Raw genomic sequence first — 20,650 nt, forward strand, 5'->3', positions numbered from 1 at the left:
GATGACCACCGCCAAGCTCGCCGCCGTCCTGCTGTCCGCCGTCCTGGGCGGACTGACGGCCTGTTCCACCCCCAGCACCATCGCGCTGCCGGACGCCAAGACCGTGGAAGCGCGGCGGCTGGCGCTGCGCGATATTAGCCAATTGCCGCCGCCGCTCACCCGGGTGATGAACGGCGACACCCTGCGCATCGTCCGCGACGCGCAATCGCCGGCGGAGAAAGACGAGATGGCGCTGTTCTTCGTGCGTCCGGACGGCAGCTTTTCCTATCCCAACGCCGGCCTGGTCCGCGGCGGCGGCCGCACGCCGGAGGAGATAGGCGCGGAGATCACCGAGCGGCTGTCCGCGCTGTACCGGCAACCGCAGGTCACCGTCAACATCGCCATCGCCCCGGGCAACCGCGTTTTCGTCGGCGGCGCGGTGCGCAATCCTTCCGCCTTCGAACTGAGCGCCGCCGCCAGCATCGAGCAGGCGGTGATAGGCGCAGGCGGCGTGCTGCCGTCCGCCGACAGCGAGCACGTCGCGCTGCTGCGCATGGACGAGACCGGCTTGTACCAGATCTATTTCACCGACCTGGCGCGGATGCTGGACCCGGCCGCCGGGCGGCGCGGGGTGATGCTGCAGCGCGGCGACATCGTGTTCGTGCCCAAGTCCGCCATCGGCCAGGCGGTGGAGGGCGTGGACATGTACGTCAACCAGCTGCTGCCCTTCTCCAAGGCGATAGGCATAGGCCTGAATTACGACCTGGGCGGCAAGGGCAGCAACAACGTCAACATCCAGAACAACCCCACCATCAAGGCCGGCGGTTAGCCCCTGGTCCGCACCGGCAACAGCGACATGATAGAAATCCGCTCCTTCCGCGATCTGGCCCGCCTGTTCTTCATCTTCCGGCGAGAGTTCAAATGGGCCTTCGCCGCCACCGTGCTGGTGGCGGCGCTGGGCGCCTTCCTGCTGCCGGCCCGCTACGAGTCCGAGGCGCGGCTGCTGGTCAAGCCCGGCCGCGACACCAGCACCCTGCCCATCGAATACGCCGACCGCCCGACGCTGGTGGCGCCCAGCACCCAGCGCGACCCCATCGTCGACGAGGAAAAGCTGCTCACCGGCCGCCCCATCATCCACCAGGTGGCCGACTACTACCTGAACGAGATGCGCTCGCCGCCGCCGCAAGGCTGGTGGAAAACCTTCAAGCACCGGCTCAAGCAGGCGGCCGGCGCGGCGCTGGACGGCGCGCGCGACGCGTTGGCCCTGATCGGGGTGGTGGAAACGCAGACTCCGCGGGAGCGGCTGGCCGCCAAGCTGGAAAAGCAATTCAGCGTCAGCCACCAAAGCGGCTCGGCGGTGATGGAAATCGCCTTCAGCTGGGACGATCCGGCGGTGGCGCAGCAAGTGCTGGCCAAGTGGCTGGCGCTGTACATCGACGAGCGCAGCCGCGCGCTGGGCCGCAAAAGCCTGTACGCGTTTTACGAAACCGAGAGCGGCAAGCTGGCCGAGCAGATCGCCGGCTACAAGGAGCGCATCGGCCAGCAGCTGCGCCAGATCGACGGCATCAGCTCCAAAGAACGGCTGGACAGCCTGACCGACCAGCTCAACAAGCTGGAGGCGGCGCGCAGCGCCGATCAGGCGGACTGGATGGCGGCGCAGGGCGGCATCGCCAACGCCCAGGCCAGCGGAGGCAAGCTGCCGCGCGAAATCGTCAAGGAGCGCGAGCTGAGCCTGAACCCGGCGCAGCAGGACCTCAAGCTCAAGCTCAACGGCCTGGAGCTGGAGCGGCTGGACAAGCTCAAGACCTATCTGCCGGACGCGCCGCCCATCCGCGAGCTGGACGCAAACATCGCCGCGCTCAAGGCCTTGATCTCGCGGGAAAAGGACACGGTGCAGCGCTCGGAAAACCGCGCGCCCAGCGACCTCGTCAATCTGCTGGAGCGCGGCAAACTGGAGCGCGGCATGCGCGCCGGCGAGCTGAAGGCCAAGGTGGCGGCTTACGACAAGGCCATCGCCGCGCTGAAGGACGAACGCGCGCGCATTCTCGGCGTGGAGCCGGAGCTGTCGCGGCTGGAGCGCAATCTGGCGGTGGCGGAAAAGAACTACCTGCTCTACCGCGACAGCCTGGAGAAGGCGCGCATAGACCGCGAGCTGGACAACAGCCGCATCAGCAATATCGCGGTGATCGAGCAAGCCACCTTCAGCCCGGCGCGGGTGTTTCCCAAGAGCCTGGCCATCCTGCTGGCCGCTGTGCCGGCCGGCCTGGCGGTGGGGCTGTTCGCGCTCTACCTGTGCTACCTGCTGGACCAGCGCATCCACGACGGCGGCGGCGTAGAGCGCCGTTTCGGCGCGCCGCTGTGGAGCACGCTGATGGAACTGGAGCCGGGCAGCGTCCCGCCGCCGGCTTTCGAGGCCAGCGTTTACCGTCTTTACAGCCAACTGCCGGCCGACAGGCTGGCGCGGGACGGCCTGATTATCGGCCTGGCGTCGTCGCGGCGCGGCGAGGGAGTCAGCTTCGTCGCCGGCCATTTCCTGCGCGCGTTGGCCGAGCGCGGCGTGCCGGCGCGGCTGGCCGACGGCGACGCGAGCGTCGGCGCCGGCGAGGTGGCGCTGATCGAGGCGCCGGCCCTGCTCGACAATCAGCAGGCCTTGGTGCGGCTGAAGCGCGCCGACCTGATCCTGCTGGTGGTGGAGGCGCGCGCCTCCACCGTGCCGGTGGTGGAAAACGCGCTGTCCATTCTTCGCACCGCGTTCAAGCAAGTCGACGGCATCGTGCTCAACCGCCGCCGTTTTGAAATCCCCGCCGCCGTGCTGAGACGCGCGGCGCGCTGGAAAGGAGAAAGCCGATGAAGATCGCCCTGCTGGCTCCGCTGCCGTCGGAGCAGAACGGCATCGCCGACTACGCCGCCGCCTGGCGTCGGGCTTTGGAAAACGAAGGCGTCAGCGTGATTGCGCCGCTGGACGGGCAACCGCTGGCGCGCAACGCGCTGGAACTGTCCTGGCAGATGCAGAAGGTGGATTGGCGGCGTTTCGACCTGGTGCACGCGGAATTGGGCGGCGGCCGCTGCGGCGAATTCATGGCGCTGGAGTGGCTGGCGCGCCATTGTCCGGAGCTGAGGCTGACCGCCACCGTCCATGATCCGGAGCGCCTGGTCTGGCGGCCGCCCGGCTTGCCGCGGTGGCTGCCGCGCCGGCTGGCCCAGGCCGCAGCCTTGCTGGCCGCTCCGCTGACGCTGGCGCGCGAGCGGCGGCTGGCCTGGTGTTTGACCCGGCTGGTGACGCTGACCTCCACCGGCGCGGAACGGCTGGCCCGGCGGATGCGGCTGCCGGACGGGCGGGTGTTCCACATTGCGCACGGCAACCGCGAAATCGCCGCCGAGCCGTTGCCGGCCTTGCCGCCGCAAGGGCCGCTGCGGCTGCTGTACTTCGGCTACATCTACCAGGGCAAGGGCATAGAAGACGTGCTGGACGCGCTGGCGCTGCTGCAGCAAGCGCCGGACACCCGCGACCGGGTGCGGCTGACCCTGGCTGGCGGCGTGGCACCGGACATCGCCTTCGGCCGTTCCGGCTCCTATCTGGAAGCCCTGCGCCAGCAGGCCATCTTGCTGGGCCTGCACCGGGACATGCTGGAGTGGCGGCCGGACCTGCCGGCGTCCGAGATCCCCGCGCTGATCCAGGCCAATCACGCCATGGTGCTGCCGTATCGGGAGTCGTGGAAGCTGTCCTTGCTGGGCCGGATGTGCGGCGCCAGCGGCGCGCTGTCCTGGGCGGTGGCCTGCGGCCGCGGCGTGGTCTGTTCCGACGCGCGCGCGCTGGCGGAGGAAGCCTCCTTCGGCAACGGCGAGGTTTACGCCCGTGGCGACAGCGCGGCGCTGGCCCAGACGCTGATCAGCCTGCTGCGCCAGCCGGAGCGCTTGAGCCGGCACAGCGAGCAGGCGCGGGTCTTGGGCCGGGAACGCGCCTGGCCGCGCGTGGCGACGCAGTTTCTCCACTTGTTCCGGACCGCGCTGGGGGAGAGGGCGCATGGCTAGCGCGCGCGGCGCGGCGTCGTGTCGGCTGCTGGGCCTGGCTGCGGCGGCCCTGCTCATGGCCGCGGCCGGCCTGCGCGCCGAAACCACCGAGCTGACCGCCGGCCGGCCGGTGGTGTGGCGCGACTTTCTCGGCGTCAACGCGCATTTCCTGTGGTTCACGCCGCCGCAATACCAGCGCCAGATGCGGCAGCTCAAGGCGCTGGGCCTGAACTGGGTGCGGGTGGATCTGCACTGGGACCGCCACGAGCCCAAGGAAAACCAGTTCGTGTTCGCGCCGCTGGACCGACTGGTGGACGAACTGAAGGCGCAAAAGCTCAAATCGGTGTTCTACCTGGTGGGCTCGGCGCCCTTCGCCAGCAGCGCCTTGCCGCTGCTGGGCCCCAGCGACCAGTTCCCGCCCAAGGACGACAAGGTGTTCGCCAAGCGCATGGCCATGCTGGCGCGGCGCTATCCGGCGGTGGACGCCTGGCAGGTGTGGAACGAGCCCAATCTGCCCGGCTTCTGGCGGCCGCTGCCCAGTCCGGAAGGCTACGGCCGCTTGCTGCAGGCCAGCGCCGAGGCCTTGCGCGCCGCCGCGCCGGGCAAGCCGGTGGTGATGGCCGGCATGGCCTATTACAGCCAGATGCCGGTGCGCGGCGGCCTGATGCTGGAGGAGCTGGGCAAGAAGGGCACGCTGAACCTGAAAACCATCGTCGCCTACCACCCGTACAGCCAGCAACCGGAGGGCGACGATCCCAAAACGCGGGACTTCGTGCTGCGCGCGCAGCAGATCAACGCCCGGCTGCGCCAGGTCAAGGCGCCGGGCATCTGGGCCACCGAATGGGGCTGGTCCAGCTACGCCGGGCCCAAGGAGGAGCAGGACATCATCGGTCGCGACGGCCAAGCGGATTATCTATTGCGCCGGCTGGCGCTGATGAGCGCGCTGGACTACGACCGCGTCTTCTTGTTCGCGCTGTCCGATCTGGACCAGCGCGCCAGCGCGCGCGACCGCGGCTACGGCCTGCTGGATCTGGCCGGCAAGCCCAAGCCGGCCTACCAGGCCCTGGCGCGCTTCCTCGCCATCACCGGCCCGCGGCTGGAACCGGCGCCGCCGCCGCGCCTGGACGCCGCGCCGGACGGCCTGTACAGCATAGGCTGGCGCAAGCCGGACGGCGCGCGGCTGTGGATGTTCTGGAGCGCTAACGGCGGCGCGGCGCGCCTGCCCGGCGTCGCCCGCGCAACGCTGAGCCAACCCTTGAGCGGGAGCAGCGCCAAGCTGAGCGCCGCCGGCGACAGCCTTGGCGTGACGGTGAAGCCGCAGCTGCAAATCCTGGAGTGGCGAGAATGAAGCCGGCCTTCCCGCTCCCCCCGTTGTCCGCCGGCGGCTGTCCGCCGCTGCGCATCCTGTGGACCCTGCCTTATCTGCCCTGGCCCACCACCAGCGGCGGCAAGCTGCGCCAGTTCCAGCTGCTGCGCGCGCTGGCGGCGCGCGGCCACCGCATCACCTTGCTGGTGCAAAGCAAGGAGCCGGCCAGCGACGCCTGCCGCCGCCAGCTGGAAAGCATCGTCGAGCGGCTGATCGTGCTGCCGCGCCGCCCGCTGAAGCACCCGCTGACCCTGCTGGCCGCCGCGCTGGGCCCGTATCCGCTGCTGGCCAGCGTCAACGGCCTGTCGCCGGACCTGAGCCGCACCTTCGACGGCCTGTTGCGCCAGCGCTGGGACGTGGTGCAGATCGAGCACAGCTACGGCTTGCAGCCCTTCCTGGAAGCGCTGGACCGCCGCCGCCAGCCCTTTCTGCTGACCGAACACAATGTCGAATCCGAGCTGGGCGCGGCCACCTACCAACACCTGCCGCGCTGGTGCGCGCCCTTCGTGTGGTGGGACCGCTGGCGCTATCGGCGCTGGGCGGCCCTGGCGTTGAACGCCGCCGAACGCGTCGCCGCCGTCACCTGGGAAGACGCCGCGGCGATGGCCCAGCACAGCGGCCGGCTGGTGGACGTGGTGATCAACGGCGTGGACGCCGACGCCTTCGCCGAAGTCCGCCCGGACTACGCCAGCCAGCGCCTGCTGTTCGTCGGCAATTTCGAATACCCGCCCAACCGCGACGCCGCCGTCTGGCTGGCGGAGGAGGTGATGCCGCGGCTGTGGCGGCAGCTGCCGCGCGCGCGGCTGGCGATATGCGGCTACGCGATGCCGGAGGACTGGGCGCAACGCTGGCCGGACTCGCGGCTGGAGTGGCTGGGCTTTGTGCCGGAGCTGCCGGCGCAGCAGCGCCGCGCCGCCGCCTTCATCGCCGGGCTGCGCCAGGGCGGCGGCTCCAAGCTCAAGGTGCTGGAGGCGCTGGCCGCCGGCCTGGCGCTGCTGAGCACGCCGCAGGGCGCGTCCGGGCTGGACTTGCGGCCCGACAGCGACTACCTGCGCGGCGACGACGCCGAGCAGCTGGCGGAGGCGGCGGCCGCGCTGCTGAGCCGGCCGGAGCGCGCGGCCAGCCTGGGCGCGGCCGGGCGCGAATACGTGCGGCGGCGGCACGATTGGGCCATCGCCGCCGACCAGCTGGAAACCCTGTATCGGGAGCTGAGACATGCGCATCGGAATTGACTACCGCCCGGTCACCGCCGCGCCGCGCTCCGGCATCGCGCGGCAAGTGCTGGCGCTGGAGGCCGCGCTGGCGGCGCGGCCTAATGTGGAAGTGCTGCGCTTCACCGCCTGTCCGGCCGACCATCCCCACCGGCGGCTGGCCGAATGCCCGGCGCGGCCCAGCCCGACGGACGGCCTGCACCGCCCGCGCGAGCGCTGGCATTTCGAGTGCCGCTTCCTGCCGCAGGCCATCCGCGCCCGCCGGCTGGACCTTTACATCGCCACCGCCAACACCGGCCTGCCGCCCTGGCGCGCGCCCGGCGGCGTGCGCTATGCGATGCTGCTGCACGACGTGTTTCAGCTGACCCTGGACAACTACCACGTCAGCCTGTTGCGCGCGCTGGCTTATCGCGTGATCGACTGGGCCGGCACCGCGCGCTCCCTGCAGCGCGCCGACGCGGTCTGGACGCCGTCGCAATTCACCGCCGACGCCGCCGCGCGGCTGTTTCCGCGCCAGCGCGCCAAGCTGGCGCTGCTGCCCAACGCGGTGCCGCAGCCGGCCTCGCCGGCCGCGGCGCCGCCGGCCGCGCTGCCGGCGCGCTACTGGCTGGCGGTGGGCGCGCGCGAGCCGCGCAAGAACATGCCCTGGTTCGTCGAGCAATGGCGGAAGGCGCGCCAGCGCCAGCCGGATCTGCCGGCGCTGGCGCTGGTGGCGCGGCCGGAAGACTTGCCGGCCGAGTTGCGGCGGCTGGACGGCCTGATCTGGCTCAACGATCTGGACGACGCCATGCTGAGCGCGGTGTACGCGGCGGCGGAGCGGCTGTGGCAGCCGTCCTACGCCGAAGGCTTCGGCCTGCCGGTGATCGAGGCGCTGGCGCAGGGCACGCCGGTGGCGGTGGCCACCGGGTCGGCGCTGGACGAGGTCGCGCCGCCGCAGGCGGCGCGCTTCGCCCCCAACGACGCCGGCGAACTGCAAGCCTTGATGCTTAGGCTGGCCGCGGCCGGGCCGGACGGCGACGTCGATGCCAATCGCGCCTGGGCGCGCCGCTACGATATGGACGCCTATCGCCGCCGCGTCGATCAACTGCTGGACCGGTTGCTGGCATGACGCCGCTGAACCGCGCGCTCGCCCTGGCCTGCGGGCTGCTGTTCGGCGGTCTGCTGGCCCTGCTCAGCCCGGCCGCCGCCGCGCTGGCGCTGGCCGCCGTCTGCGCCGGCGTCGCCGTGCTGCGCGCGCCGCTGCTGGGTCTGGTTTTGTTCGGCTTCGCCGCCACCCTGATGCCTTACACCACGGTGCAGTTGGGCGTGCGCGTCACCGTGTCCGAGGCGCTGCTGGGCCTGGCCTGGCTGGGCGCGCTGCCGCGATTGGCCGTCGGCCTCCTGCAATGGCCGAGCGGCCGCGTCGAACGGCGGCTGCTGTGGCTGATAGCCTTCAGCCTGCTGCCGTTTCTGGCCGGCCAGCTGATGGTGCAGGCCGACGGCAACGGCCCGGTCAACTGGGCGCGCTGGCTGCTCAATCTGTCCGCCCTGTTCCTGGCGCCGCTGCTGCTGCCGGACGAACGCAGCCGCGACCGCCTGATCGTGATGCTGCTGCTGGGCACGCTGGCCATGCTGCTGCTGTCCATCGGCTACTTCCTCAAGGACCGCGACGCCAACAGCTTCATCCCGGTGCTGGAGAAGCTGCGCTACGCCCACCCGGAAGCGGTGCGCGACATTTTCTCCGCCAACTACACCCGCATGGCCTCGCCCTGGGTGCATCCCAATCTCACCGGCGGCGCGCTGGCGCTGTTCCTGCCGCTGGCCTTCTTCTACGGCCTGGCGCAGCGCGGCTGGCGCCGGTGGCTGGGCCTGGCGGTGGCCTTGCTGGGCGCGGCCGGCCTGTTGTTCAGCATCTCGCGCGGGGCCATCGTCAGCCTGGCGCTGGTCTTGCTGTGGCTGAGCTGGCGGCGCGCGCCGCACGCCGGCCGCATCATCGGCCTGGCCGCGGCGCTGGGCCTGGCTCTGGTCTTGTTCTACCCGCCCTTGCAAGAAAGGCTGGCCACCACTTTCTCCGCCAGCAACGCCAGCACCGAGGTGCGCATGGACGAATACCGCCGCTTCCCCGACGCGATGCGCGCCTATCCGCTGGGCCTGGGTTTCAAGGTGGACCCGCCGCCGCCGGACAGCGGCCTGCTCGGCATCTCCAATCTGTGGCTCAACTTCGTCTACAAGCTGGGCGCGCCCGGCATGCTGCTCTTCGTCGCCGTCACCGTCGCCTGGTGGCGCGAGGCGCGGCCGCGCGGGCCCTTGTCCGCGCTGGACCCGGAGCGCGCGATCTGGCTCGGCACTCTGTCCGGCCTGCTGGCGGCGCTGCTCACCGGCCTGTTCGACCACTACTACAGCTTCACCATGGTGCTGATCGGCCTGTTCTGGCTGCTGATGGGCGTCAATCTGCAAGCGGCGCGCCGTCTGGCCGGCCGCGGCGACCCGCTATTGACCCCCATCGCGCCGGCAGGCTCCGCGCCACTCGATCCGAAAGCGAAACCGCGATGAATCCGACCGACCTTCCCCTCGCGCCGCCGGCGCTGACGCTGCGCCATCGCATCCACCACAGCTGCGCGCTGCGCGAGCGGCTGGACGGCTACGCCGCGCGCCTGGGCATGCCGGCGGCGGAGCTGGCCGCCGCCTACGACTGGATGCTGGCCAACAACGTGGCCTTCGAGGAGGGCGACGCCGCCGAACCGCGGGTGTCCATCGTTTCCGTCGATATGGAAAGCCGCATTCCGCACCCGCTGGCGCGCCGCTTCTACGCCATGCTGCGCGACGAAATCCCCACCCAGCTGGTGCCGCGCTACGGCCTCAACTGGCCCACTTTCAAGGACCGTTGGCTGCGCGCCTGGGAGCAGTGCTACAACATTCTGATCAACAAGCTGCCGTCCCACCATCTGCGGCTGGCCTGGCTGCGCCTGGGCGGCGCGCGCATCGGCAAGGGCTCCAGCGTGTGGCGCAATACCGAGGTGCTGGGCGTCAACAATCTGGTGATAGGGGAGGACAGCTGCGTGGCCTGGCATTGCCTGCTGGACGCCCGCGCCGGGCTGATCATCGGCGATCACGTCGCCGTCGCCTCCTACGCCAAGATCATCGCCGGCAGCCACGACCTGAACGCGCCGGAGTTCTGGTCGGTGTCGGCTCCGGTCTACATCGACGACTACGCCTGGATCGCCACCGGCGCGCTGATCGGCCACGGCGCGCGCATCGGCCGCGGCGCGGTGGTCACCGCCAACACCGTGGTGGGCAAGGAAGTGGCGCCGTACAAAATCGTCGGCGGCAGCGGTGCCAAGCCGATGGGCGAACGGCCGCGTGATCTCAACTACAAGGTGGGCGGCAAGGGGCTGTTCACGCTATTCCACTGATGACATTGAAGCCATGTTCGGCCCCGCCGCCTTACTGACCCTGGCCACGCTGGCCGGCCTGCTGGCCGGTTTCGCCCGCGAGTGGCTGCTGGTGGCCGCCTGGGGCGCCGGCGGCCGCAGCGACGCCTTCCTGGTGGCGATGTTCCTGCCGGAAGCCTTGCGCACCCTGCTGTCCGGCGGCCTGCTGTCCGCCGCGCTGCTGCCGCTGTGGCAAGCGCAGGCGCCGGAGCGGCGCGGCGCCTGGCTGGCCGGTCAACTGCGCCATTGGCTGGCCGTGGGTCTGGGCCTGGCCGCGCTGCTGAGCCTAGCCGCGCCGTGGCTGACGCGGGCGCTGGCGCCCGGCGTCGACGCCGTTCACGCCGAACAGGCCGCTGCCGCGCTGCGCTGGCTGGCCTGGCTTGCGCCTGGCCTGCTGGCCCAGGCGGCGCTGGCGGCGCCGCTGCAAGCCCAGGGCCGCTTCCTGCTGGCCGGGTTGGGTTCGCTGCTGTTCAATCTGCCGGCGGTGTCCTATCTGTACTGGGTCGGACCGGCCGCGACGGAGACGACGCTGGCGCAATGCTTTGTCGCCGGCAGCGGGCTGATGGCCACCGCGCTGCTGCCCGGCAACTGGCGGCAGGGCTGGCGGCCCTGGCTGCGCGCCGGCCGTGGCGAAGTTGGCCAAGCCTGGCGGCAGCTGTGGCCCTTGCTGGCCAGCGGTGCGGCCAGCCAGGGCTTGGGCTTGCTGGAACGCATGGCCGCCTCGCTGCTGGGCGAGGGGACGATTACCCTGCTGAATCTGGCGCGCAAGCTGATCAATCTGCCGTTGATCGCGCTGATGAGCTTGAACCAGGTGCTGTTGAGCAAGATGAGCGGCGCGCTGAGCGCGGACCGGCGGCGGTTGCTGGACAGCGGCCTGGCCGCCTGCACCCTGCTGACCCTGCCGGCGGCGGCGGGTTTGATCGGCGCCGCGCCGGCGCTGGTGGCCTTGTTGTTGCCGGCTGGGCTGGCGGCGAGCAGCCTGCCGCTGCTGCTGGCGCTGTACGCGCCGGGCATCGTGTTCGGCGCCTGGAACGCGCTGCTGGCGCGCTATTGCTACGCCGGCGGCGACACCCGCGGGCCGATGTTGTTGGAACTGGCCGGCAGCGCGCTGAGCGCGGCGCTGCTGCTGACGCTGCCGCGCTGGCTGGGCCTGCCCGGCCTGGCCTTGGCCGCCTTGGCCGGGGTGTGGCTGACCGGCGGCCTGCTCGCCGCCCGGCTGGGCCGGGGTTTGCCGTCAAGGCTGGCGCGTCAGGGCCTGGCGGCGTCCGCGCCGCTGCTCGCCGCCGGCCTGCTGTTGTTTCCGCTGCGCGGCTTCGGCCCGTGGCCGCAACTGGCGTTGGCCACGCTGACTGGGGCTGTGCTGTTGCTGGGGTTGGGCTGGCGTTTTAGAGCCGGTTCATGATCTTTGGGTTCGTGTGGTTAAGCGTTGCTAGATACGCAGGAAACCACATATCCGACGCGCCCCGGATCCCTTCAAGCCTGCCGTCGGGTGGCAGGCCCGAGGTCTTAAGCGGCTGCCTGTTCGAGCCGCGCGACGTTAGCGCGCCATCACTGAGCGAATCAAAGATTCGCACGTAGAGAGTTCAGCCGCGCCTCGGGCCTGACGGGACCCGGCGGGAAGCCGCAGGCCAGGCTTGCAGGGCGGCCTTTAGGGGACTACGTGCGAATCTTTGATTCGCTCAGTGACAGGGAGATTTGGCCGCGCAAATCTCCCTTTCCGTTTTATTCCCTCGCGACGCTACGCTTGCCTCGCTCGGTCAGGGCGGAACCGGCCCTAAATCATCATCCGCGTAGCGGATTCAATGCGTGGACCAATACCTTTGGTCCGAAAAGACCGTGAACAGGTCTTAGGTGGAAATGGGCGAGCACAGCTCCAACAGCAGCCCATCCGGACAACGCAGATGGGACACCGTCTGGCCCCAGGGCTTGAGCGACGGCGCTTGCAGCTCGGCGGCGCCATGGCGCAAGGCCTGGGTGTGCGCGGTGGCCACGTCGTCGGTCACCAGCGCGATCTCCATGCCCAGCGGCAGCGGCGAGGCGTCCGCCGCCACATAGCCGTCCGGCAAATTCATCCGGCCCAGCGGGTGGGCGGCGAAAGCCAGCGCGGTGGCGCCGGTGTCCAGCTCGCCGTAATCGCCGGATTCGTGCAGGAAGCGGCGCTTCAGGCCGAAGGCGTTTTCAAAGAAGGCCAGCGAGGCGGCGACGTCGGAGACGTAGAGAATGGTGTAGCCGAATTGCATGGAAAACTCCTAGGCAGGGCTTGCGATTGGCATGCAATCTAACACGAACGTCGGCGGAAAGTGGAGGGTTGCGCCGCAATGGGAAGCTGTCCGTCGCGGCGCGGGATCGGCGCTCAGGCTTGCCGGATCTTGGCGATGTTGCTGTTGATGTCATGGCGCAGGCTGGCGGCGAAACGCTGCAGAGTCTCTGCGCTGGCTTGCTGAGAGTGTTGGGAGAAGAAGGTGTCCGGATCATCGAACACGCCGAAGTCCTGCATCACTTTCTCTTTCTGGATATAGGTGTGGTTGCCGCCTTTCCAGTCGATGTCAGGCTGTTGCAGATTGGGGGTGGCCACTCCGTAGCCGGAAAAGCTGCCGCTCACCTCGGAGAACTTGCGTTGCAAGGCTTGCAGATAGGGCTGGTCCAGGATCAGGCCCTCCAGCTGATACCAGTTGTCGCCGAAATAGACCTCCGCCCAGGTATGCATGATTTCTTCCGGCATCACTTGGTAGACCTCGCCTTCCATGATGCCGGACTGCATCGACTTGTGGATGGTGGCGCCGTGCAGGCGGCAGGGTTGACCCACCGCGCGCAACAGGGCCATGAACAGAATCGCCTTGGTGTTGCACTGGCCATAGCCGTCCAGCAGGATTTTGGAGGCGGGGGTGGTGTCCCGCTCGCTGAAGCCGAAGCGGATATGGTCGCGGACGAAATTGTAGATGGCGGTCAGCTGCGCGTCCGGCGTCAGCGTGCGCCAGGATTGCGCGTCCAGCAATTGCTGGATGGCCGGGTGGCTGAAATCGAGCAGCGGGGTTTCTTGCAGATAGCGTTGCATTGCCGTGGGCTCCATGTGTGGCAGGAGCGTCCACTTTAGGAAGGCACCGGCTTGGGCGCTTTCAAGAAACCGCTGACATTGCGCACCATGCTGGGCGGAATGCCGATCAAGCGTCGGCAGGTGGCGGAGAGGTGGGACGGGGTGTCGAAGCCGGCGTCCAGCGCCGCGGCGGATACCGAGTTGTGCTGGGCGACGGCGCCGAGCGCGTCGAGCAGCTGCTGGAATAGCAGATAGTGCTTCAGCGTGCCGCCGGTCTGCTGTTTGAACAGGTGGGACAGGCGGCTGGGAGACAGGTGAATTTGGCGCGCCAAGTGCCGGATGGAGCGCTCGTCGGCCGGAGAGCGGCGGATCCGCGCCAGCACGCCGCGCAGGCGGCCGTCGCTGGGCGCATGGCCGGCGAGCCGCGGGTCCAGCCCCAGTTGCTTGAGAACGCCCCGCCAGTGGCTGTGATAGCAGGATCGGCAGGCGGCCGCGGTCATGGCGGCGAAGCGCGCGGCCAGCGCCCGCGTCAGCGGCTCCGGCAGCACCGCATAAGTTTGCCGCGCCGGCAGGTGGCGCGCCTTGAGCTCGCGCCACAGCCGGGAGGTGTGGTCGATCAGCAGCAGCGCGTGCAAGCCGTCCTTGCCGTAAAACGCGTGTTCGACGCCGCCGTCCAGCAGCAGGCCGCGACAGGCGACGGCGTCCGATCCGATGCGGACGCGCAGCGTGCGCGCGGGGTCCGGTTCCAGGCACAGCATCAGGTGGGCGTAATGGTGGGTGTGGGGCTCGGCGTGGATGCGCTGGCCTATCACCAGCAGGTGGTCGTCCGCCTGGAAGATGTGATCCATGCCGGCGTCTCCGCGTGGGGTATCCCGGACAGCTTAACGCAGCTGTCGCAGCATGTCGGCGCATTGAACGACCTGGGCGTACTCGCCGTCCAGATTGGCCAATGCCATGGCGTGCACTTCGTCGGCGCGGCGCGGGGTGCCGGCGTAGTCCACTTTGTCGAAGGCGAAGCAGGCGTCGGCGGCCACCAGGGTGCGGAAGCCGAGGTTGCCGGCGCTGCGGGCGGTGGCTTCCACCGAGTTGTTGGTGCTGACGCCGACGATGAGCAGTTGTTCGATGCCGCGCACGCGCAGCCAGCGTTCCAGGCCGCTGTGGGCGAAGGCGTCCGGCACGTTCTTTTCCATCACGTGTTCGCTGGCCAGCGGGGCCAGCGCGGGTTGGAATTCGACGCCGGGCTGGCCGGGCCAGAACGGCGACTCCGGGGTGCGGGAGATGTGGCGTACGTGAACCAGCGGCGCGCCGGCCTGGCGCCAGGTGTTCAGCAGTTGGGCGATATTGGCTTCGGCCTGGGGGTTGTTGCGCGGGCCGGCTTCGGGGCGGCTCATGCCTTGTTGCATGTCGATGATGATGAGGGCGGGGGCGGTGTGCATGGCGGGGATGCCGGGGGCATGGCGGGGGTTTAGTGTAGCAGGGGAGGTGTGGGTGTGCCGATGGCTTGGGATCGGTTTTGTGGAGGGGTTACGGTCTTTAGATAACTTTGTGCTTGGAGAGAGTTGTTTTGTTGAATCCGCTGCGCGGATGATGTTTTGGGTGCCGCTTTCCGCGCGGCGAACGGGGAGGGGGCGGGCCGCCGCCCCCTTCCATCCCCCCTCGTCCCCCAGGACGCGAAACCCCGAAGAAAAAGGGGCCTGCAAGGCGCGGCTGAACTCGCGATTTGCTAACGTCAAATCGCTCAAACAAAGCAGCCGCTTAAAACCTTGCAGACCCCATTTTTTCCGGCGCGCCCCGAGGGGACACTTGGTCGCTACACGAGGTGGTTTTTTTTTGAAAAGAAAGAGTGATTTAGCTTCGTTAGTTATTTCTGTGGGTAACTGTCCAGTTTGACCCTGCCTGTGGATATCTAGGGCAAATCAAGAAGAAAGCACGTATCCGATGCGCCCTGGGTCCCTTCAAGCCTGCCGTCGGGTGGCAGGCCCGAGGTCTTAAGCGGCTGCTTGTTCGAGCAGCGCGACGTTAGCGCGCTGCGAGTTCAGCCGCGCCTCGGGCCTGACGGGTCCCGGCGGGAAGCCGTAGGCCAGGCTTGCAGGGTGGCCTTTAGGAGTGTCTACGTGCGAATCTTCGATTCGCTCAGTGATAAGGATATTTGGCCAAGCAAATATCCTCTCCCTGCTCGCCGGGCAGCCCCGGCAATGAAAATCATCATCCGCGCAGCGGATACAAAACCCACCTACCTAGCCAAAGCAACCACCCCACCTTGACCCCGCCCGCCCCCTCGGCAACAATCCCCACGTTGCCGCCAAAACAAGCGGCACACGGGATTGGCGTCCCGTAATCACTGTTAACTTGCTTGCGCAGACCTCTGCGCAAGCTGCTTTTCCATGGTCGTGCCATTCGGCAGGCGCATGGTGGGAGAGTGCTATGCACTCGCCGGGTTAACAGTGTCCGGTACGCCAATCCTGCCACGCGCCTGCCTAATACCTCAGCCTTGCCCGGCAGGTGGTTTATCTTGTGTCACAGCAGGAGAAACACCATGCAACATCCTCAAAACTTTCCCCGTCGCCGCCGTTACAAGCTGGCCTCCCTAGAACAACAGGAAGCGCTGCTGCCCTTCGTCCGCTTCTGCCCCGGCCGTACCTATGCGCATTACTGGCAGATGCCCGCGCCCAGCAAGGACTACCCCGCCGACAACGCCTACGGCCGCGAATGCGCGGCTCACCTGCTGCAATGGCTGAAGGACAATCGGGAATACGTCGGCAAAGGCCTGCTCAGCCGCGTCGCCCGCGACATCGATTTTGACGACCGCGATGGACGCGGCCAGTGGATGGGTTTCTTCAACTATCTGGAAATCATCATGCTGCTGGGCGCGGACCGGGTCCGCGTCTACCGCCATGTCGATAGCCAACACCAGCTCTACCTGGCGTTGGGACAACGGCTCAAGCTGGAAGGGCGCTTCCGCCGCATCCGCTTGCGCAATCGCTGACCTCGGCTGGTGGGTATCGCTGCGCTCCACCCACCCTACGGTGGATGATCTTGTAGGGTGGGAGGAGCCGCAGGCGATACCCACCAAACCCCGCTGCCAAGGCCCAAGCATAGATCCCATCGCGTTTCCGCGTGGGTATCGCTGTGCTCGACCGCACCCTGCGGCAGGCGGATTGGTAGGGTGGGAGGAGCCGTAGGCGATACCCACCAAACCCCGCTACCAAACTCGGCCATCGAATACCCATCAATCCCGCCACGTTTCCGCGTGGGTATCGCTGCGCTCCACCCACCCTACGGCGGGAGATTTGTAGGGTGGGAGGAGCCGCAGGCGATACCCACCAAACCCCGCCATCAAACTCGGCCATCGAATACCCATCAATCCCGCCACGTTTCCGCGTGGGTATCGCTACGCTCCACCCACCCTACGGCAGGCGGATTGGTAGGGTGGGAGGAGCCGTAGGCGATACCCACCAAACCCCGCCATCGAGACCCAAAGATCAATCCCGCCACATGTCCGCGTGGGTATCGCTACGTTTCATCTACCCTGCGGAGGCCTCCCTGATCCGTGCGGTTAAACCGTCTCAATCTCCCCGCAACTGCTCGCTGCCCACGCCGCACTCCTGCTTCAGGAAAGCGTAGCCGGCCGGCGTGATCCGCAAGGCGCGGCTGTCGCTGCGGCGCTCGGTCAGGCCGCGCTGCAAAAAGGCCTGGCACAGGGCCGCGCCCAGGCTGCCGGCGATGTGGTCGCGGCGCTCGCTCCAGTCCAGGCAAGCGCGCGCCAGCGGCCGGCGCGGGCGGGCGATGCCGGCCAGTTGAATGTCCAGCCGCGCCGCCAGCCAGTCCGCGCCGGCCGGCGTCACCGCGAACTCGCGCTCTTCAAGCCGTTGCAGCAGTTGCTGCTGTTGCAGGAAGTCGGCGACGGTGATGCCCAGCCGGCCGGCGAGGTGGTCGTAGCAGCTGCGCGCCAGGCGGATGTCGGCGTTGCCCTTGGGGCGCACCGCGCTCCGGCTTTCGCCGGCGGCGGCGGACAGCGCTTCCAGCGCGTGGGCGATGGCCGGGCTGGCCAGGCCGTAATAGCGGTGGCGGCCGCGCTGTTCCACCCGCACCGCCTGGCCGTGCAGCAGCTTGGCCAGATGGTTGCTGGCCGCTTGCGGCGACAGGCCGGCGGCCTGGGCCAGGTCGCTGGCCGGGTAGAGGCGGCCGTCTTGCAACAGCAGCAGCATCAGCGCGCGGCCGGGGTCGGCCAGCAGGCTGGCCAGGCGGCTGATGTCGGGTATGCGGTCGTGCGGGGTGGCAAGCATGGTTCATCCTCGGCTGAAACTTTGGCGGATGCCGCCGGCTACGATAAACCCATCGTCAAGTTGGAACAAGGAGAGCTGGAATGGAGGATTTGCTGGGCTATCTGCATAGCCATTTTCTGAGTGAGCCGGCCTTGCTGGCGCGCAGCGGCGTGAGCCTGGAAACCTTGCGCGGCTGGCAGCAGGCCGGCGCGGCGCCGTGGCCCTCGTACCGGCTGGCGCTGGCCGGCGAGGCCGTGTCCTGCATGGGCGCGGCGGCGCTGAGCGCGGAGTCGGCCTGGTATCCGCGGGGCATGCTGTGCTGGCTGGGTCAGGCGCTGGCTTGGGACGGCGATCCGGAGCGTCTGCGCGCCGGCTTTGAGCGGGAGTGGCGCGCGGGGCTGGCGGCGCTGGAGCTGTCTCCCGCCGAGGCGGAGTTGGACCTGGCGGCGGCGTGGCGGGATTTCCTGGCCGGCGGCTACGGGGTGTGCACCTGCGACGGCTTGCCGGCGCAGATCGCGCAGAAGGAGGCGCTGGTGTCCTTGATCGACGCGCTGACCGAGCGCCAGAGCCGGTCCGGGCTGGAGCCGGCGCAGCGTGAGCGACTGGCGCGGGCTGTGGCTTGGCTGGACGCGGTGGCGGCGCCGTTTGCGCCGCATGAGCGGGCAGCCAGTTCGCGCGCCCGCTGCGTCGAGTTGACGCGGCGGCTTTACCTGACGGAGGCGGCATGAGCGCTTGGCCCTCGGACCCGCTGGCGGCGGTGGTCCACGCCCACCCTTATCCCTATTACCAGGATTTGGCGCGGCGGCGGCCGCTGTATTTTGACGCTGGGTTGGGCCTGTGGGTGGCCGCAGGCCACGCGGCGGCGCAGGCGGTGTTGGCCTCGGCGGCATGCCGGGTGCGGCCGCTGGAGCAGCCCGCGCCGCCACCGCTGGGCGATGGCGGCTTGGCGCAGACTTTCTGTCTGTGGGTGCGGATGAGTGAGGCGCCGCGCCATCCGGCGCTGAAGGCGGCCTTGAACCACGCCTTGGCGACGGTGGCGGGCGCGGAGGCCGGGCGCTTGGCTGAAAGCCTGGCGCGGGACTGGTTGGCGCGCGAGCCGCTGAGCGGCGGCTTGCTGGACCGGATGGCGCAGGGCCTGCCGGTGCTGACGCTGGCCGGCTTGCTGGGGCTGGAGGTGGAAGATGCGCCGGCGCTGGTGGCGGAGGTGGCGGCCCTGGCGCAAGCGCTGGCGGCGGATGCCGACGCCAAGGCGCTGGCGCGAGGGGAAGCGGCTTTGGAGGCCTTGCGGGCGCGGGTCGGCGTGGCCTTGCCGCGGGCCGGCGGCCTATTGGCTGCGCTGCGGCATGCACTGGAGCCGGACGAGGCGGCGCTGACGGCGAATGTGATCGGTCTGTTGTTTCAAAGCCTGGACGCCGGCGCCGGTCTGTTCGCCGCCGCGGTCTGGCATCAGGCCCAGGGCCGGCCGCTGGCGACGGGCGCGGCGGCGGAATGGGACTGGCTGGCGCTGCATGATCCGGTCTTGCACAACACTCGCCGTTTCGCCGCGATGGACTGGCGTCACGGCGGCCAGACGGTGCCGGCCGGCGCTTCGATCTTGGTGGTGCTGGCCGCGGCGGCTTTGGACCCGGCCGGGCCGGGCGAGGCCTTGATGTTCGGCGCTGGCCGGCATGCCTGTCCGGGTCAGGCGCTGGCGCTGGAGATCGCCCGCGGCGGCCTGGCGGCCTTGGCGGCGGCGCGGCCGGATTGGCAAGTTTTGACGGCGGCGGCGCGTTTTCGTCGGCTGCCCAACGCGCGGGAGCGCATCTATGGCGATAAAGGGAGAGCGGAATGATTGCGGTGATTTTCGAGGTGGAGCTGGCCGAGGGCGGCCGGGACGGCTATCTGGGCTGGGCCGAGCGTTTGGGGCGGGAGCTGGCGACGGCGGACGGTTTCTTGTCCATCGAGCGCTTTGTCAGCCTGAACCGGCCGGACAAGATGCTGTCCTTGTCGTTCTGGCGCGATGAAGAGTCGGTGACGGCCTGGCGGCGGCTGGAGCCGCACCGCGCGGCGCAGCGGCAGGGCCGGGAGGCCTTGTTCGCCGATTACCGGCTGCGGGTGGCGGCGGTGTTGCGGGATTATGGGATGTTCGAGCGGGAACAGGTCCCCGATTAAAAGCAGCGAACAAAAACCCTGATGCTGCGTTGCGCCGACTTGCCGTACTAGATGTACTGTCTGCGTCGGCGCGCCTTGCCTCAGACGCGGAGCTGATTTTTGATCGCAGCTTTTTAAGAGTGGAGCGCCTTGATCACGTAAAGATCAAAGCGGGTGGACTTGCCGTCCAGCACCGCGGACGGCTTCACGCCCTCGATGGCCGCGCCCAGCCGCGGCCGTTTCACCACCACGCGGTTCTTGGCCGCGGCGATGGCGGCTTGCAGCAGCGCGGCGCTGTCCAGGTCGTCGCCTATCACCTGCTGGAAGGCCTGCATGTCCTTCTTGGCGGCGGCGCTTTTCTTGTCGGTGTCCGGGAACATCGGATCGACGAAGACCACGTCCGGACGCTCGGCCTCGCTCAGCGAGGCCAGCCAGGCGATGGAGCTGGCGTGCACCAGATGCATGCGCGCGGCGATGTCGGCGGTGTCCGGGTGGCCGGCGGCGCGTTCCAGCGCGTCGGCCAGCAGCGCGGCGGCCACCGGCGAGCGCTCCACCAGGGTGACGCGGCAGCCCAGGCCGGCCAGCACGAAGCTGTCGCGGCCCAGTCCGGCGGTGGCGTCCACCACATAGGGCAGTTCCTTGGCGCCTTTCAGGCCTATGGCCTTGGCCACCGGCTGGCCGCGGCCGCCGCCCTGTTCGCGGCGATGCTTGGCCGCTCCCTCGACGAATTCCGCGTAAACCGCGCCGTGCTTGCCGGTGGTCAGCAGTTCCAGCCGTTCCGCGCCCAGTTCCAGCCAATAGCCTTGCTCCGGCCTTTGCTCCAGCAGCGGCAAAGCGAAGCGCTGGCTCAGCAGGCGGGCGGCGTCCAGGCGGTCGGGACGGGCGCAGTACAGCGGGGTGGCGGGCATGGCAAATCCTCGGATGGGCGAACGGCGGACGAACGATACGGGATGGCGTGGGCGAGGGCAAGCCGGAGCTTGCTTTATATGTTGAACAAATATCACGCGTGCTACGTATTTGCACTTAGCTTACTTCGCGTGAGGAACAACTATTTTTTAAAGAGGGGCTTCTTCGCCGCGTTTGACAGCTTTTGTCAGTTTTTCGGCTGCCTGGTTTGTTAAGTTGTCGCGGCTAGTTTTAATTTGGAATTATTTTATTGTCATTTCTTTTTGCTTTGATACAGGTTCTAATCCGCTGAGCAGCTTTTGGAATGCAGTCGCGGGCGGGGTTCGACCAGTGCTTTA

The 20,650-nt window shown here is 68.7% G+C and carries 19 protein-coding genes; 13 read left to right on the forward strand and 6 right to left on the reverse strand.

Annotated features, from left to right (window positions below; genetic code table 11):
• The first annotated feature begins 1 nt into the window (after nucleotide 1).
• Genes JW897_RS21215 through JW897_RS21255 form a run of 9 tightly spaced genes read left to right on the forward strand, consistent with a single transcriptional unit; the run spans nucleotide 2 to nucleotide 11,379 of the window.
• On the forward strand, nucleotides 2-808 hold the full coding sequence (locus JW897_RS21215; protein ID WP_048415564.1) for a polysaccharide biosynthesis/export family protein: 807 nt from the start codon (nucleotides 2-4) through the stop codon (nucleotides 806-808).
• 27 nt (nucleotides 809-835) lie between these two features.
• Nucleotides 836-2,830, forward strand: a complete 1,995-nt coding sequence (locus JW897_RS21220; RefSeq protein WP_205467538.1) for a GumC family protein — start codon at nucleotides 836-838, stop codon at nucleotides 2,828-2,830.
• Nucleotides 2,827-4,011, forward strand: a complete 1,185-nt coding sequence (locus JW897_RS21225; protein WP_205467539.1) for a glycosyltransferase — start codon at nucleotides 2,827-2,829, stop codon at nucleotides 4,009-4,011. The genes JW897_RS21220 and JW897_RS21225 overlap by 4 nt, the downstream gene beginning before the upstream one ends.
• Nucleotides 4,004-5,338, forward strand: coding sequence for a cellulase family glycosylhydrolase (locus tag JW897_RS21230; RefSeq protein ID WP_205467540.1), 1,335 nt, complete (start codon nucleotides 4,004-4,006; stop codon nucleotides 5,336-5,338). The genes JW897_RS21225 and JW897_RS21230 overlap by 8 nt, the downstream gene beginning before the upstream one ends.
• Nucleotides 5,335-6,588, forward strand: coding sequence for a glycosyltransferase (locus tag JW897_RS21235; RefSeq protein ID WP_197083108.1), 1,254 nt, complete (start codon nucleotides 5,335-5,337; stop codon nucleotides 6,586-6,588). The genes JW897_RS21230 and JW897_RS21235 overlap by 4 nt, the downstream gene beginning before the upstream one ends.
• Nucleotides 6,572-7,675, forward strand: a complete 1,104-nt coding sequence (locus JW897_RS21240) for a glycosyltransferase family 4 protein (RefSeq protein WP_048415561.1) — start codon at nucleotides 6,572-6,574, stop codon at nucleotides 7,673-7,675. Before JW897_RS21235 ends, JW897_RS21240 begins: the two co-directional genes overlap by 17 nt.
• Nucleotides 7,672-9,099: an O-antigen ligase family protein gene (locus tag JW897_RS21245; RefSeq protein ID WP_205467541.1), complete on the forward strand. Its 1,428-nt coding sequence runs from the start codon at nucleotides 7,672-7,674 to the stop codon at nucleotides 9,097-9,099. The genes JW897_RS21240 and JW897_RS21245 overlap by 4 nt, the downstream gene beginning before the upstream one ends.
• Nucleotides 9,096-9,959: an acyltransferase gene (locus tag JW897_RS21250; protein WP_205467542.1), complete on the forward strand. Its 864-nt coding sequence runs from the start codon at nucleotides 9,096-9,098 to the stop codon at nucleotides 9,957-9,959. Before JW897_RS21245 ends, JW897_RS21250 begins: the two co-directional genes overlap by 4 nt.
• Nucleotides 9,960-9,972: 13 nt before the next feature.
• The gene (locus tag JW897_RS21255) at nucleotides 9,973-11,379 is read left to right on the forward strand and encodes a lipid II flippase MurJ (RefSeq protein ID WP_205467543.1); all 1,407 of its coding nucleotides are present in this window, start codon (nucleotides 9,973-9,975) and stop codon (nucleotides 11,377-11,379) included.
• A 445-nt stretch (nucleotides 11,380-11,824) separates the two neighbouring features.
• Here JW897_RS21255 and JW897_RS21260 read toward each other — a convergent pair whose 3' ends face one another.
• From JW897_RS21260 to JW897_RS21275, 4 genes are all read right to left on the reverse strand, one after another.
• Nucleotides 11,825-12,217: a VOC family protein gene (locus tag JW897_RS21260; RefSeq protein WP_205467544.1), complete on the reverse strand. Its 393-nt coding sequence runs from the start codon at nucleotides 12,215-12,217 to the stop codon at nucleotides 11,825-11,827.
• A gap of 113 nt (nucleotides 12,218-12,330) precedes the next feature.
• Complete coding sequence (locus tag JW897_RS21265; protein WP_205467545.1) at nucleotides 12,331-13,032, reverse strand: transglutaminase-like domain-containing protein; 702 nt, start codon at nucleotides 13,030-13,032, stop codon at nucleotides 12,331-12,333.
• Nucleotides 13,033-13,067: 35 nt separating this feature from the next.
• Complete coding sequence (locus tag JW897_RS21270; protein ID WP_205467546.1) at nucleotides 13,068-13,859, reverse strand: helix-turn-helix transcriptional regulator; 792 nt, start codon at nucleotides 13,857-13,859, stop codon at nucleotides 13,068-13,070.
• 33 nt (nucleotides 13,860-13,892) lie between these two features.
• Nucleotides 13,893-14,447, reverse strand: a complete 555-nt coding sequence (locus JW897_RS21275) for a cysteine hydrolase family protein (protein WP_205467547.1) — start codon at nucleotides 14,445-14,447, stop codon at nucleotides 13,893-13,895.
• A gap of 1,100 nt (nucleotides 14,448-15,547) precedes the next feature.
• Here JW897_RS21275 and JW897_RS21280 point away from each other — a divergent pair.
• Nucleotides 15,548-15,997: a hypothetical protein gene (locus JW897_RS21280; protein ID WP_205467548.1), complete on the forward strand. Its 450-nt coding sequence runs from the start codon at nucleotides 15,548-15,550 to the stop codon at nucleotides 15,995-15,997.
• A gap of 580 nt (nucleotides 15,998-16,577) precedes the next feature.
• On the opposite strand, the gene JW897_RS21285 is transcribed toward JW897_RS21280, so the two are convergent.
• Nucleotides 16,578-17,297, reverse strand: coding sequence for an ArsR/SmtB family transcription factor (locus tag JW897_RS21285; RefSeq protein WP_205467549.1), 720 nt, complete (start codon nucleotides 17,295-17,297; stop codon nucleotides 16,578-16,580).
• A gap of 80 nt (nucleotides 17,298-17,377) precedes the next feature.
• On the opposite strand from JW897_RS21285, the gene JW897_RS21290 reads away from it, so the two are divergent.
• From JW897_RS21290 to JW897_RS21300, 3 genes are read left to right on the forward strand one after another with little or no spacing between them, the layout of a single operon-like run.
• Nucleotides 17,378-18,004, forward strand: a complete 627-nt coding sequence (locus JW897_RS21290; protein WP_205467550.1) for a DUF6058 family natural product biosynthesis protein — start codon at nucleotides 17,378-17,380, stop codon at nucleotides 18,002-18,004.
• Nucleotides 18,001-19,107, forward strand: a complete 1,107-nt coding sequence (locus JW897_RS21295) for a cytochrome P450 family protein (protein WP_205467551.1) — start codon at nucleotides 18,001-18,003, stop codon at nucleotides 19,105-19,107. Before JW897_RS21290 ends, JW897_RS21295 begins: the two co-directional genes overlap by 4 nt.
• Nucleotides 19,104-19,427 carry an antibiotic biosynthesis monooxygenase family protein gene (locus tag JW897_RS21300; protein ID WP_205467552.1) on the forward strand — a complete coding sequence of 108 codons (324 nt, stop codon included), beginning with the start codon at nucleotides 19,104-19,106 and terminating at the stop codon, nucleotides 19,425-19,427. The genes JW897_RS21295 and JW897_RS21300 overlap by 4 nt, the downstream gene beginning before the upstream one ends.
• Before the next feature lie 113 nt (nucleotides 19,428-19,540).
• Here JW897_RS21300 and JW897_RS21305 read toward each other — a convergent pair whose 3' ends face one another.
• A complete protein-coding gene (locus JW897_RS21305) occupies nucleotides 19,541-20,314 on the reverse strand; it encodes a class I SAM-dependent methyltransferase (RefSeq protein WP_205467553.1) in 774 nt (257 codons plus the stop codon).
• Between the last annotated feature and the right edge of the window lie 336 nt (nucleotides 20,315-20,650).

The sequence above is a fragment of the Chromobacterium alkanivorans genome (assembly GCF_016937655.1).
Taxonomy (GTDB): Bacteria; Pseudomonadota; Gammaproteobacteria; order Burkholderiales; family Chromobacteriaceae; genus Chromobacterium; species Chromobacterium alkanivorans.